This window comes from Streptomyces sp. NPDC058308, assembly GCF_042880275.1.
Lineage (GTDB): Bacteria > Actinomycetota > Actinomycetes > Streptomycetales > Streptomycetaceae > Streptomyces.
Genome location: NZ_JBHVZA010000032.1, coordinates 12,352 through 25,715, shown reverse-complemented (window position 1 = coordinate 25,715; position 13,364 = coordinate 12,352). Strand labels below are relative to the sequence as shown.

The 13,364-nt window shown below is 72.9% G+C and carries 10 protein-coding genes; 3 read left to right on the top strand and 7 right to left on the bottom strand.

Annotation, left to right across the window (positions count from 1 at the left end):
* Window positions 1–157: 157 nt before the first annotated feature.
* Together ACFVYL_RS31920 and rpe are read right to left on the bottom strand one after the other, a co-directional pair.
* On the bottom strand, window positions 158–1,210 hold the full coding sequence (locus ACFVYL_RS31920) for a sugar-binding transcriptional regulator (protein ID WP_389722136.1): 1,053 nt from the start codon (window positions 1,208–1,210) through the stop codon (window positions 158–160).
* A 78-nt stretch (window positions 1,211–1,288) separates the two neighbouring features.
* Window positions 1,289–1,984 (bottom strand): ribulose-phosphate 3-epimerase, encoded by a 696-nt coding sequence (rpe, locus tag ACFVYL_RS31915; RefSeq protein WP_389722134.1) that lies wholly within the window; start codon window positions 1,982–1,984, stop codon window positions 1,289–1,291.
* 207 nt (window positions 1,985–2,191) lie between these two features.
* Here rpe and ACFVYL_RS31910 point away from each other — a divergent pair, with 207 nt between their 5' ends.
* Window positions 2,192–3,286: a DUF5954 family protein gene (locus tag ACFVYL_RS31910; protein ID WP_389722132.1), complete on the top strand. Its 1,095-nt coding sequence runs from the start codon at window positions 2,192–2,194 to the stop codon at window positions 3,284–3,286.
* 167 nt (window positions 3,287–3,453) lie between these two features.
* Window positions 3,454–4,518 carry a cobalamin-independent methionine synthase II family protein gene (locus ACFVYL_RS31905; protein ID WP_389722130.1) on the top strand — a complete coding sequence of 355 codons (1,065 nt, stop codon included), beginning with the start codon at window positions 3,454–3,456 and terminating at the stop codon, window positions 4,516–4,518.
* Window positions 4,519–4,642: 124 nt separating this feature from the next.
* Here ACFVYL_RS31905 and ACFVYL_RS31900 read toward each other — a convergent pair whose 3' ends face one another.
* Together ACFVYL_RS31900 and fmt are read right to left on the bottom strand one after the other, a co-directional pair.
* Complete coding sequence (locus tag ACFVYL_RS31900) at window positions 4,643–6,097, bottom strand: RsmB/NOP family class I SAM-dependent RNA methyltransferase (RefSeq protein WP_389722129.1); 1,455 nt, start codon at window positions 6,095–6,097, stop codon at window positions 4,643–4,645.
* A 122-nt stretch (window positions 6,098–6,219) separates the two neighbouring features.
* The gene (gene fmt, locus ACFVYL_RS31895; protein WP_389722127.1) at window positions 6,220–7,164 is read right to left on the bottom strand and encodes a methionyl-tRNA formyltransferase; all 945 of its coding nucleotides are present in this window, start codon (window positions 7,162–7,164) and stop codon (window positions 6,220–6,222) included.
* Window positions 7,165–7,429: 265 nt separating this feature from the next.
* Between fmt and ACFVYL_RS31890 the strand changes: the two genes are divergently transcribed.
* Complete coding sequence (locus ACFVYL_RS31890) at window positions 7,430–8,020, top strand: hypothetical protein (RefSeq protein WP_389722125.1); 591 nt, start codon at window positions 7,430–7,432, stop codon at window positions 8,018–8,020.
* Window positions 8,021–8,192: 172 nt separating this feature from the next.
* Here ACFVYL_RS31890 and ACFVYL_RS31885 read toward each other — a convergent pair whose 3' ends face one another.
* The 3 genes from ACFVYL_RS31885 to coaBC form a co-directional block, all read right to left on the bottom strand.
* Window positions 8,193–10,364, bottom strand: a complete 2,172-nt coding sequence (locus tag ACFVYL_RS31885; RefSeq protein ID WP_389722123.1) for a primosomal protein N' — start codon at window positions 10,362–10,364, stop codon at window positions 8,193–8,195.
* A gap of 102 nt (window positions 10,365–10,466) precedes the next feature.
* Window positions 10,467–11,675 (bottom strand): methionine adenosyltransferase, encoded by a 1,209-nt coding sequence (gene metK, locus ACFVYL_RS31880; RefSeq protein ID WP_389722121.1) that lies wholly within the window; start codon window positions 11,673–11,675, stop codon window positions 10,467–10,469.
* A gap of 390 nt (window positions 11,676–12,065) precedes the next feature.
* Window positions 12,066–13,310: a bifunctional phosphopantothenoylcysteine decarboxylase/phosphopantothenate--cysteine ligase CoaBC gene (gene coaBC / locus ACFVYL_RS31875; protein ID WP_389722119.1), complete on the bottom strand. Its 1,245-nt coding sequence runs from the start codon at window positions 13,308–13,310 to the stop codon at window positions 12,066–12,068.
* Between the last annotated feature and the right edge of the window lie 54 nt (window positions 13,311–13,364).

Below are 13,364 nucleotides of genomic sequence, written 5' to 3'. Positions count from 1 at the left end.
TCCCGTCTGCCTCGCGGCGCCTGGCACGCACGCTCGCCGCGTTGTCGGGCTCACCCCGGTACGCCCAGTACCGGGATGACCCTCCGCCTTGCGATCGCACGCACCAGACGCCGCGAGGCCGCCCTCCGGGCGAACGACGCGAGCTTGACGACAGGGCCTAGCTACCGTCCGGGTCGGCCCGGTTCAACGCGGACCGAGGCGCGGGCCCCGCCACGAGAAGCTGATCGGCGGCAGCGGTGTCCGTCACCAGACTGGTGACGAGCCCCGACCGGAGCACCGCGTCGATCGCCGCGGCCTTCCGCTGCCCCCCGGCAATGGCGACGACTTCCGGGATACGCCGGAGCCGGTCCGCTTCGACGGTGATGCACCGCTCCCCGAGGTCCCGCCCGACCCGGCGCCCCTCGGCGTCGAAGAGGTGCGCCGACATCTCGGCGGCCACCCCCAGCGAGGCGTAATGCGCCCGCTCCTCGTCGCTGAGCATGTCGTGGACGGTGGAGATGCCCGGCTCCCAGGAGCCGATGGAGACGCAGGCGACCGTGACCTTGTCGAAGTACTCGAACGCGCGGGCGATACCGGTCTGATTGCGCAGCGCCGCCGCGGTGGCGGGATCGGGCAGCAGCATGGGCGCGTAGATCGGGTGGGCCTCGCCGCCGGACACCTGGGCGGCGCGGCGGACGGCCTCGACCGAGCCGCGCTCGGCGGTCCCCGCGTCGTACACGCCCGTCAGCTGCACGACGGTGCACGGCGGCAGCTGGTCGAGCGCGGCCGCCATGTGGATCGTGGAGCGGCCCCAGGCGAGGCCGAGCACATCACCCTCGTTGACCAGCTCGCCGAGCAGGTCCGCCGCCACCTCGCCGAGATTCTCGGGATCGGGGGACTCGTCGATCTCGTCGGCGGGCGCCGGCGACTCCACGACGACGGCGTGCCGCAGGCCGTAGCGGGCGCGCAGCGCGTCCGAGCGCTCCGCGTCCAGCTCTGCGGGCACCCTGATCTCGATGCGCACGAGATCCCGCTCCAGAGCGGTCTCCAGGACCCGGGCCACCTTGAAGCGGCTGACGCCGAACTCCTCGGCGATCTGGATCTTGGACTTGCCCTCGAGGTAGAAGCGGCGGGCCATGGCCGCCGCCTGCACCAGCTCCGCGGGTCCCATCCGCATGGCTGACCGACCCGCCGACATGGCCGACACGACGCTCTCCTCACTGCTGTTCACAAACTGGGTTCGCCGTTCATCCTTGCAGATCCGGCCTAGTTGATCAGCCCTGAGGGACTGCGTTCACGTTCTGGTGGCTCAGTGGTCGCACGCCCACGCACTTGACGCCGTCTTTGCCTCTGCTTGGGTGCGCAATGAACGTACCGCGTCTGCCGGATCCTTGGCGCCGTAGACGGCGGACCCGGCGACGAACACGTCGGCGCCCGCCTCGGCGCAGCGCTCGATGGTCTCGGCCGAGACACCGCCGTCGACCTGCAGCCACATCTCCAGACCATGCTTGCCGATCAGGTCACGGGTGCGGCGGATCTTGGGCAGCATGATGTCCAGGAAGGACTGGCCGCCGAAACCCGGCTCGACCGTCATGATCAGCAGCATGTCGAGCTCGGGGAGCAGGTCCTCGTACGGCTCGATGGGCGTCGCCGGCTTCAGCGCCATCGAGGCGCGGGCGCCCTTGGCACGGATCTCGCGCGCGAGGCGGACCGGGGCGGCGGCGGCCTCCGCGTGGAAGGTGACGGACCCGGCGCCCGCCTCGATGTACTGCGGGGCCCAGCGGTCGGGGTCCTCGATCATCAGGTGACAGTCCAGCGGCGTGTCCGTCGCACGGGCCAGGGACTCTACGACCGGCACCCCCAGGGTGAGGTTCGGGACGAAGTGGTTGTCCATCACGTCGACGTGGAGCCAGTCGGCGCCTTCTGTGCCTGAAACGGACTTCGCCTCCTCGGCAAGACGGGCGAAGTCCGCGGACAGGATGCTGGGGTTGATCTGCACGGCCATGCCCCAAGCCTGCCATGCCCGGCGCGCGTTGCTGACCGCAGTCCACCGCCTGGGCACAGCGGCTCCCGCGGCCGCGCGCCCGCCGCCGTGCACCCGACTTCGACGAATACGACCACAACCACGACCATCGACGCTGAAACCGATCCGGGAAGCGGACAATTCAGGAAACCGGCGGCAGCGGCGTACGAAGGTCGCCAGGATGATGGCATGAGCCAGAGGGACGCGAAGCCGGTCCGTGCGTGGTCGATGACGGTGCGGGTGCCGGTGGAGCCGGTGGAAGCGGCGATGGAGGCCGACGCGTCCGACGCCGCGTCGCGGACCAGCGCGCTCGGAGTGCGTGGCCCGCTGTTCGGGGTGGCCGCGCAGCGGCGGGAGGATGGCCTGCGGTGGCGGGTGACCGTCGAGGTCACGCACGGTTGTCCGCAACAGGCCCGGGACGACCTCAACTCGCTGCTGTGGTTCCGGGCGAAGGACGACGCCCGGGACCGGGCGGAGCGGCGGGCCCTGCTGGCGGCGGTCGCCCGGCTGGAGAGCGAGCGCGTCGACGAACTCACCGTGGCGGGCACCCGCTACCGCGTCGTGCGGGCCGACGAATACGCCGGGCTGGACGCGCACGGCGACATCGAGCGGCCCCGCCCGACCGACGCACAGCACGGCACTCTCGACTGGGACCGCGCCACAAGCCGTCCGAAGATCGACGAGGGGCTGGTCCTGGACCCGGACGCCCCCGTCACTCCGGCCCAGGCCGCGGAACGGCTGGCGCTGCGCAGCCTCGCCTACACCGGCTCCCGGTTCCCCGAGCACGTACGCGCCGACGCGCACCGCGCCTTGCACACGCACCCCGACGTCCTGCTGCTGCCCGCCACGTTCGCGGTCGTGCAGCGCAGCGACAGGAGCTGGACGCCGGGCAGCGCCCTGCACGCCACCGCGCACGACGCCCGCAAGACGCTGGACTTCTCCCTGACCTGGTGGGAGCCGCGCAACCGCGGCCTGATCCCCATGGACGCCGGCATGGCGGCCGACGCCCGCACCCTGACCGCCGAGGGCGCCGACCCCGCGGCAGCGGAGCTCGCGGTCTACGCCGAGGCCGCCGACCGGCTCCGCGCCGGCCACCTCGACGAAATCGAGGTCCTGGGCACGGTCCATCGGATCGGCCGCATCCGCCGGCTGCTGCGCTGGGGCCCCGACGGACCCGAGGGCCCCCGCCCCTCCGACGTCGACAGCCACGACCCCGGCCCGATCCACCCCGCCCTCGACGAGGACGGCACCGTTCACTTCGCCGATGAGGGAGCCGATGAGTGACGTCGTGCGGCCCAGCGGGGTCGGTGCGGCGGGCTCGGCAGGCTCGGCGGGCTCGGCGGGCTCGGCGGGCTGGCCTCAACCGTCTGGTATCCGAGATCAGTCCCCCGTCCGGGGCACAACAACCGCATCGCATTCCCACCGCAGTCACCGCGGCGTACGTTCCCACCATGAGCATCCCCACTGAGCCCATCGGCAGCATTCCCCGTCCGCCCGCCCTGCTGGAAGCCCTCGCCCAGCACGCCCAAGGCCAGCTCTCCGACGCCGACTTAACGAAGCTTCAGGCACAAGCCGCCGCCGACACGCTGGCACGTCTCGAGCGCATCGGCTGCCCCGTCCTCGTCGACGGCGAGCAGTCCAAGCCAAGTTTCGCCACGTACCCGCTCAGCGGCCTGGACACGCTCTCACCCGACGGCGCGATCATCCCCTTCGCCGACGGGCACACCCGGCAACTGCCCTGCCTGACGGCCGGCCCCTTCCGCTACCAGATCCACGCCGACGCCTACCTGCGCGACGCCCAACGCCACACCGACAAGCCCGTCAAGCAGGCCGTCATCGCCCCCTCCGCCCTCAGCCTGCTCTACCCGTCCGAGCCCCTCGCGGGCTACTCGCGCGAGGCGTTCCTGGCCGACCTCGCCGACGAGGCCGAGGCCGACATCCGGGGGTGCCTCGATGCGGGCGCACATGTCGTGCAACTCGACTTCACCGAGGGCCGGTTATCCCTCAAACTGGATCCCAGCGGCGCCCTCCTCAACGATTTCATCGACCTCAACAACCAGGTCCTGAACCGCTTCACCGACGCCGAACGGGCCCGCATCGGCATCCACACCTGCCCCGGCGGAGACCGCGACTCCACCCACAGCCTCGACGTCGACTACGCCTCGCTGCTGCCCGACCTCTTCCGGCTCCAGGCCGGCAACTTCTACCTCCAGCTTGCCAGCGAGGCCGACCCCGAGCGGGTACTCGACGTCGTTGCCGCCCAACTCCGCCCGGGCATCCGGGTGTTCATCGGCGTGACCGACCCCATCGATCCACGCGTCGAGTCCCCCGAAGAGGTATGCGCCCGCATCCTGCTCGCGGCGCAACGCATTCCGGTCGGACAGCTGGGCACGTGCGACGACTGTGGCTTCTCCCCCTTCGCCGACGACACCTCCACCTCACGCGACATCGCCTTCGCCAAGATCGAGGCCCGGGTCCGCGGCACGGCCCTCGCCGCCCAACAGCTGGGCCTGTAACGAGCACCGGCGGGCCGAAACCGCTCCGCGCGCGATTCCGGCCCGCCCCGTCCCGCTCCATCGGCATCCGCGACGACCGCAAGCGGTACGGACCGCGAACCCCGGACCTGCGGCCCGCGCTCCCTCAGGCGGTCCGCCGGATCAGCGCCAGATACATCGCGTCCGTCCCGTGCAGATGCGGCCACAGCTGTACGTCGGGCCCGTCGCCCAGCGCCGGGACGTTCTCCAACAGCGGCCGCGCGTCGATGAGTTCGGCCCCGCCGACCTGCTTCAGCACGTCGTCCACGACGGCCCGCGTCTCGGCCGGGTGCGGCGAGCAGGTGGCGTACCCGACGACGCCTCCGACGCGCACGGACTCCAACGCCGTGCGCAGCAGCCCGCGTTGCAGCGGCGCGAAGCCCTCCAGATCCTGCGGGCGGCGCCGCCAGCGGGCCTCGGGGCGGCGGCGCAGCGCGCCGAGTCCCGTGCAGGGCACGTCCATCAGGACGCGGTCGAAGGTGCCGGGCCGCCAGGGCGGGCGAGTGCCGTCGGCCGCGATGACCTCGTACGGTCCGGGGTTCCCGGCGAGCGTCTGCGCGACGAGACGGGCGCGGTGCGGCTGCTTCTCGGCGGCGAGCAGCGCGGCGCCGCGCCCGGCGGCGAGCCCGGCGAGCATGGCGGCCTTGCCGCCGGGTCCCGCGCAGCCGTCGAGCCACTTCTCGTCGGGACCCTCGATCGGGGCGTTCGCGAGTGCGAGCGCGACCAGCTGACTGCCCTCGTCCTGCACGCCCGCGCGGCCCTCGCGCACGGCCTCGAGAGAACCGGGCTCGCCGCCCTCGCTGAGCCGCACGGCATACGGCGACCAGCGGCCGGGCAGCGCGGAGTCCTCACCCACGGAGTCGAGGAGCTCCTCGGCGGTGACCCGGCCGGGCCGCGCCACCAGCGTCACCTCGGGCCGCTCGTTGTCGGCCTCGAGCAGGTCCTCGATGCCGGCGCGGCCGCCGCCGAGCGCGTCCCACAGCGCCGAGACGACCCAGCGGGGGTGCGAGTGGACGACGGCCAGATGGTCCTCGGGGTCCTCGTCGTAGGGCGGCGCGACCTTCTGCACCCACCCGTCCAGATCGTCCTGGGAGACCTTGCGCAGCACGGCGTTGACGAACTTGGCCCGCCCGTCGCCGAGCACCACGCGCGCCAGCTCCACGGAGGCGGAAACGGCGGCGTGCGTCGGGATGCGGGTACCGAGCAGCTGGTGCACGCCCATGTTGAGCACGTCGAGGACCGGCGGGTCGACCTCGCGAAGGGGCCGGTCGATGCAGGCCGCGACGATGGCGTCGTACGTGCCCTGCCGACGCAGGGTCCCGTAGACCAGCTCGGTGGCGAGCGCGGCGTCACGGGCGTCGAAGCCCTCCTGCTTCTCCCTGGCCTTGCGCAGCAGCGGCGGCAGGACGAGGTTCGCGTACGCGTCGCGCTCGTCGACGGCCCGCAGCGCCTCGAAGGCGAGGAAGCGGACGGGGTCCTTCTGCGGGCGGCGGTAGGGCTTGCCGGACTTCCCGGGCTTGCCGGAGGACTTGCGGGGAGGCCGGTTCGGCTGGTCGTTCAAAGGTGCTCCGCTGCTGAATGGTTCGAATGCTCGTAAGGGACCGCCAGGGCCCCGGGGTGGACCGCGCCTCACGCCTTGAAAGGGGCGGTCCCAGGACGGAAAGGGCCGGTCGGGCCCACCGTTCAGCCTACGTCGCCCGCGCCCACCCGCTCGCCGGGGGCGATCCGCACCCCGCGGGCCCAGTCCGCGCCGCGCATCGGCTTCTTGCCCTGCGGCTGGACCCAGAGCAGCTCGACGGCGTGCGATCCGGAGCCGACGTACACGTTGTTCTTGGCCGCGGACAGCTCACCGGGCGCGAGGTCGGTGCGGTCCTGGACGAGCGCGGCCTGGATGATCTTCAGACGCTCGCCGCGGAAGACGGTCCAGGCGCCGGGGGCGGGCGTGCAGCCGCGCACCACGCGGTCGACGCGCAGAGCCGGCGCCGCCCAGTCCACCTGGGCGTCCTCAACAGTGATCTTCGGAGCGAGGGTGACCCCGTCGGCCGGCTGCGGCACCGCTTGCAGGCTGCCGTCCTCGATGCCGTCCATGGTCGCGACGAGCAGTCCCGAGCCCGCGAACGCGAGCCGCGTGAGCAGGTCGCCGCTGGTGTCGGTGGACCGCACCGCCTCCGTCACCGTGCCGTACACCGGCCCGGAGTCGAGCCCCTGCTCGATCAGGAAGGTGGAGGCGCCAGTGATCTCGTCCCCCGCCATCACCGCGTGCTGCACGGGAGCGGCGCCGCGCCAGGCGGGCAGCAGCGAGAAGTGCAGGTTGACCCAGCCGCGGGCCGGGACGTCCAGGGCGGCCTTGGGCAGCAGTGCCCCGTAGGCGACGACGGGGCAGCAGTCGGGGCCGATCTCGCGCAGCCGGGCCAGGAAGTCCTCGTCACGCGGCTTCGCGGGCTTGAGCACCTCGATGCCGGCCTCCTCCGCGCGCTCCGCGACGGGGCTCGCGACGAGCCTGCGACCTCGTCCCGCGGGCGCGTCCGGACGGGTCACGACGGCAGCGACCTCGTGCCGGTCGGAGGCGATCAGGGCGTCAAGGGCGGGGACGGCGACCTCGGGAGTGCCTGCGAAGACGAGCTTCACTGGTGGATACCTCGGATCTCTGGGGTGGGGCGACGGCAGCGCACCAGTCTATGGGCCGCTCCGGAGGGCCGCCCGGGACGGTCCTCGCGAGGCCTGCCGTTGACGCCGTCGGGGGCGTGCGAATCGCCGCGCGCCCTGTGCATATGCACATACGCCCCTGCACCGTGACCCCACACGAACTAGCGCGTTGGTCAAGAAAGAGTTGACCACAACGGGCCTCGGATGCGGCCCGATCCTTTTAAACGCCGGTTCGAGAGGCTTGTTCATGGCCGACCACGCAACCCACGACGCCCAGGCACGGGCCAGCCTGCACCTCTTGGTGCGGGACATCGAGCGGGTCCGCCGGCAGGTGGACGCGCTGCGTACCCTCACCGCCCAGCTCGGGAACGTCTACCGCCCGCGCCGCTCCAGCCCGTCCGCGGGCTTCGTCGTGTATGGGCGGGCCCCCGCCCCGACCGTACGCCTCGCCCAGGAACTGCGGGACAGCGTCGAGACACTGGTGACCGCGGCGGTGGACTTCGACCGCTCGCTCGGGTTCTCGTGGGACGCGGTGGGCTCGGCCCTCGGCGTCACCAAGCAGGCGGTCCACCGCCGTTACGGCGCACGACGGGCCACCACGCAGGCGGCGGCCGAGGCGGAGCGCGCCACGGAGGCGCCCGCGCCGACCGTGGCGGCCGCTGCCACAGTGACCGCCACAGCCACAGCCACAGCCACAGCGACGCGTCCGCTGCCGGTCGGCGTCCCCCTGCCGTCCGTCCCCGCCGCCCGCGCGATGCCGACCCAGCCCACCGCGGGCAGCCCCACGCTCCGCGACGAAGCCAGGCCGAACGCCTTCCCCGGCCCCCGCAGCGGCTGACGTCCCCCTCGACCGCTGCCCCCTCGCTCCTCCGCCAAGGACGAGGGGGCAGCTTTGTGCGGGTCGGCACCCGCACGGGCCAGCTCCGGTGCCGGGCACCGTCAGCTCTGGTGCCGGGCGCCGTCAGCTCTGGTGCCGGGCGCCGTCAGCCCCGCCGAAGACGCCCCATCCGTCACCCGATATCCGGCGGATCCACCCGGATCCGCACCGCCTCTCCCCCGACCTCCCTGGCGCCTTTGGCCCCCCTGGCCATCCGCGCGGCCTGCGCCGCCTTCAGCGAGGCCGCCAGCGCGGCGCCGCTCCCCGGGGGGACCCGGATCAGCACCCGCTCCGTCGGCTCCCCCGTCGGCGCACCCCCGCCCCGGCGGTCCTGCGCCGGTCCGGCCTCCCGTACCGGCACGGGACCCAGCACCACCGCGTCGCGCGGCAGTTCGGCGCCCGCCAGGAACTCCGACAGCGCCTCGGGCGCCCCGGACACCGCCGCCATCCGCGACACCGGAGGGAAGGCCAGCTCGGCCCGCTCGGCGAGCTCCCGCACGGCGTGACCGACGGGGTCCCACCTGACCAGCGCCTGCACGGGCCGCAGCGTCGGCTCGGCGACGACCACGACCGTGCCGCCCGCCCCCTGCGGTCGGACCAGCGACGACGCCGAGATCCACCGTCGCAGCGCGTCCTCCCCGGCCCGCAGGTCGGGCCGGCCCAGCATGGCCCACCCGTCGAGCAGCAGGGCGGCCGCGTAACCGCCCTCGGCGACGGGCTCCGCCCCCGGCGTGCTCACCACCAGCGCCGGCCCGCCCGGCACCGTGTCGAGCACCTGCTCACGCCCCGACGTCCGCACCGGCACCGCGGGAAACGCCCGCCCCAGCTCCTCGGCGGTCCGGCGGGCCCCCACGACCTGCGCGCGCAGCCGGAACGCACCGCAGGACTCGCAGTGCCACTGGGCCTCCTCCACCCCGCACCAGCCGCACCGCAGGGCGGATCCACTCTCCTGCGCCTCCAAAGGCCCGGCGCACCGCCGGCAGCGCGCGGGCTCGCGGCACCGCTCACAGGCGAGCCGCGGCACATACCCGCGCCGCGGCACCTGCACCAGGACGGGCCCGTGCTTCAGCCCCTCCCGCGCGACCTGCCAGGCCAGCGTGGGCAACCGGGCGGCCCGCGCCGCCTCGTCCCGGGCGAGGTCGCCGTCGCCCACGGTGCGCACCAGCGGCGCGGCCCCGCGCACCTGCTCGCGATCGGCGACGAGCGGCGCGGCCCAGCCGCTCTCGACGAGCTGCGCGGCCTCCACCGTGCAGCTCCAGCTCCCCAGCAGGAACCCGCACTTGTCCCGCGTTGCGCGCAGCTCAAGGACCTCCCGCACATGCGGAAACGGCGCGTGATCGTCACTGAGATTGGAGTCCCCGTCGTCCCAGACGACGACGAGCCCCAGGTCCCGTACGGGCGCGAACATGGCGGCGCGGGTGCCGACGACGGCCCGCACGGCCCCGCGCCGCACGGAGAGCCACTCCTGATAGCGCCGCTCCTGCCCGGCATCGGCGGTCAGCAGCGCGTGCCGGCCCGCACCGAGCAGTTCCGTGAGCGCGGCGTCCACGCGCGCGGCCGGACGCCCGGTCGGTACGACGACGAGCGCGCCGCGCCCCGAGGCGAGCGTGGCCTGGACGGCACGGGCGATCTCCTCGGCCCACTGCGGCCCCGGCAGCGCGGTCCACACGGCACGGGGCGCACCCCCCGAGGCCAGCGCCTGGAGGAACTCGGGCCCGTGCCCGTACCGCCGCCAGCTCCCGGCGTCGGGCGGGCCTGGCGGGGCAGGCGGCTCGGGCGACTCCCGCGCCTCGGCTCGCGCGTGCCGGGGCGGGATCGCCAGCTGCAGCACATCGGCGAGGCTCCCCGCATACCGGTCGGCGACCGCCCGGGCCAGATCCAGCAGCCCGGCATCGAGCACGGGCTCCGGCGACACGACCTGGGCCAGGGCCGCCAACGGCCCGCTGTAATCACTCTCGGCGCACCGCTCGACGATGAACCCGTCGATCAGCCCGCCCCCTTCGCGCCGCCCTCCCCGCACGTTCCGCGCCCCGGCACCGAATCGCACCCGGACGCGCACCCCGGGCTGGGCCACGGCATCCAGCTCCTCGGGCACGGCGTAGTCGAAGTACCGGTCGAGATGCAGTACGCCCTTGTCGACGAGCACGCGCGCGACCGGCAACTCCTTGGCCAGCGCGGCTCCCCGCCACGTCCGCGGCTTGGCACGCGGCACCTTGGCCTTGCGCACCGATTCCCGAATGAGCGCAAGCTGCTCCGGCTCCTCGGCTCCCCCGCCACCCTCGAACCCTTCGTTCTCCCTGCTCACAGCTGCATTCCTACCAGACCGCACTGACAGTGCCCGGAGCACGCCGAGGCCCGGCACCCCCGCAGGGGTACCGGGCCTCGTCAGGACAACAGGGGGCCGGGACTACAGCCCCACCGCCTCCCGCAGCGCGTCCACGCGGTCCGTCCGCTCCCACGTGAAGTCGGGGAGCGCCCGGCCGAAGTGGCCGTACGCGGCGGTCTGCGAGTAGATCGGGCGGAGCAGGTCGAGGTCGCGGATGATCGCGGCCGGGCGCAGGTCGAAGACCTGGGCGATGGCCGCCTCGATCTTGTCCGTGTCGACCGTGGCCGTGCCGAACGTCTCGACGAAGAGGCCGACGGGCTCGGCCTTGCCGATGGCGTACGCGACCTGGACCTCACAGCGGGCCGCGAGGCCCGCGGCGACGACGTTCTTGGCGACCCAGCGCATGGCGTAGGCGGCCGAGCGGTCGACCTTGGACGGGTCCTTGCCGGAGAAGGCGCCGCCGCCGTGGCGGGCCATGCCGCCGTACGTGTCGATGATGATCTTGCGGCCGGTCAGACCCGCGTCGCCCATCGGACCGCCGATCTCGAAGCGGCCGGTGGGGTTGACCAGCAGGCGGTAGCCCTCGGTCTCCAGCTTGATGCCGTCCTCGAGGAGGGCCTTCAGCTCGGGCTCGACCACGAACTCGCGGATGTCGGGCGCGAGGAGCGAGTCCAGGTCGATGTCGCTCGCGTGCTGCGAGGAGACCACGACCGTGTCGAGGCGGACGGCCTTGTCGCCGTCGTACTCGATGGTGACCTGGGTCTTGCCGTCGGGGCGCAGGTACGGGATGGTCCCGTTCTTGCGGACCTCGGAGAGGCGGCGCGAGAGGCGGTGCGCGAGGTGGATCGGGAGCGGCATGAGCTCCGGGGTCTCGTCGCAGGCGTACCCGAACATCAGGCCCTGGTCGCCGGCGCCCTGCTTGTCGAGCTCGTCCTCATCGCCCTCGACACGCTTCTCGTACGCCGTGTCGACGCCCTGCGCGATGTCGGGGGACTGCGAGCCGATGGACACCGAGACGCCGCAGGAGGCGCCGTCGAAGCCCTTCTTCGAGGAGTCGTAACCGATCTCGAGGATCTTGTCGCGCACGAGCTGCGCGATCGGCGCGTACGCCTTCGTCGTCACCTCACCGGCCACGTGGACGAGGCCGGTGGTGATCAGCGTTTCCACGGCGACCCGAGAGGTCGGGTCCTCCCGCAGAAGCGCGTCGAGAATGGTGTCGCTGATCTGGTCAGCGATCTTGTCGGGGTGACCCTCGGTCACAGACTCCGAGGTGAAGAGGCGCCGGGACACATCGCTCCCTGTGGTTGCAGCGGCTGCTGGCTGATCATGGGTGGACGGCCGGGAGCTGCGCCCGGCGTCGTCCGAGACCAGTTTATCGGTCACACTCGGCCGCCGGTCCACATGTCTCGCCACTTGGGAGGTCTGTGACCTGCGGCACTGCTGTGCGCGGTACGACGATCCGCCTCCGCCAAAGGGCCTCGTACCCCTTTTTCCCGGGTATGAGGCGCCCGATGGGGCGAAGGTGACATTGAGCCCTGCCTGCACAGACCCCGTCAAGAGAAGCACCTGAATGTGGCCAAGTTCCGCCAAGAGGCGAAAGTGAGACACAAGAACAGGTCACAGAAACCGGAGTGAACTCGCTGTCCGGATCGTGAGACGGCGTGGGAGGCGTGGGAGGCGTCAGGACAGCCGCTCGGCGACCAGGTCCCAGACCGTGTCCGCGAGGGCCTCCTTGGGTCCGTACGGAACCGGCGTCTCGCTTCCGTCCGCGCCGAGCACCACGGCCTCATTCTCCTCGGAGCCGAAGGTCTTGCGCTCACCGACCTCGTTGACGACCAGCAGGTCGCAGCCCTTGCGTGCGAGCTTGGCGCGGCCGTTGGCCAGCACGTCGTCCGTCTCGGCGGCGAAACCGACGACCACCTGGCCGGCCCGGGGCCGCTCCCCCGCGATCTCGGCCAGGATGTCGGGGTTGCGGACCAGGGCGATCGGCGCCGGGTCCTGCCCGTCCCTCTTCTTGATCTTCCCGGCCGCGTACGTCTCGGGGCGGAAGTCGGCGACGGCGGCCGCCATCACGACGGCATCGGCGTCGGCCGCGGCCTTCAGGACCGCCTCGCGCAGCTGCACGGCGGTGCCGACCGGTACGACATCGACGCCCGCCGGGTCCGGCAGCGCCGCGTTGGCCGCGACGAGCGTGACGCGGGCGCCGCGCGCGGCGGCGGAGCGGGCGAGCGCGTAGCCCTGCTTGCCCGAGGAGCGGTTGCCCAGGAAACGGACCGGGTCCAGGGGCTCGCGGGTGCCGCCCGCGCTCACGACGACGTGGCGCCCCGCGAGGTCCTGCGCCAGGTCCTTGCGGGCGAGGACGCGGCGTACGACCTCGAAGAGTTCGACGGGGTCCGGGAAGCGGCCCTTGCCGGTGTCGACGCCGGTGAGGCGGCCGACGGCGGGCTCGACGACGAGGGCGCCGCGGCGGCGCAGGGTGGCGACGTTCTCCTGGGTGGCCGGGTGCTCCCACATCTCCGTGTGCATGGCCGGGGCGAAGACCACCGGACAGCGGGCCGTCAGGAGCGTGTTGGTGAGCAGGTCGTCGGCCAGGCCATGGGCCGCCTTGGCGAGCATGTCGGCGGTGGCGGGGGCGACGATCACGAGATCGGCGTGCTGTCCGATGCGGACGTGCGGCACCTCGTGGACGTCGGACCAGACCTCGGTCGAGACGGGGTTGCCGGAGAGCGCGGACCAGGTCGCGGCGCCGACGAAGTGCAGCGCCGACGCGGTCGGCACGACGCGCACGTCGTGGCCGGACTCGGTCAGGCGCCGCAGCAGCTCGCACGCCTTGTAGGCCGCGATGCCACCACTGACGCCCAGGACTACCTTCGGCTTCTCGGTCACTGGCTCTGTCTCCCCGCACTCGGATGCGTACTGCTCCATGACACACCACAGGCCCGGCAGCCGTGCTGCCGGGCCTGTGGTGAACGTACGAAC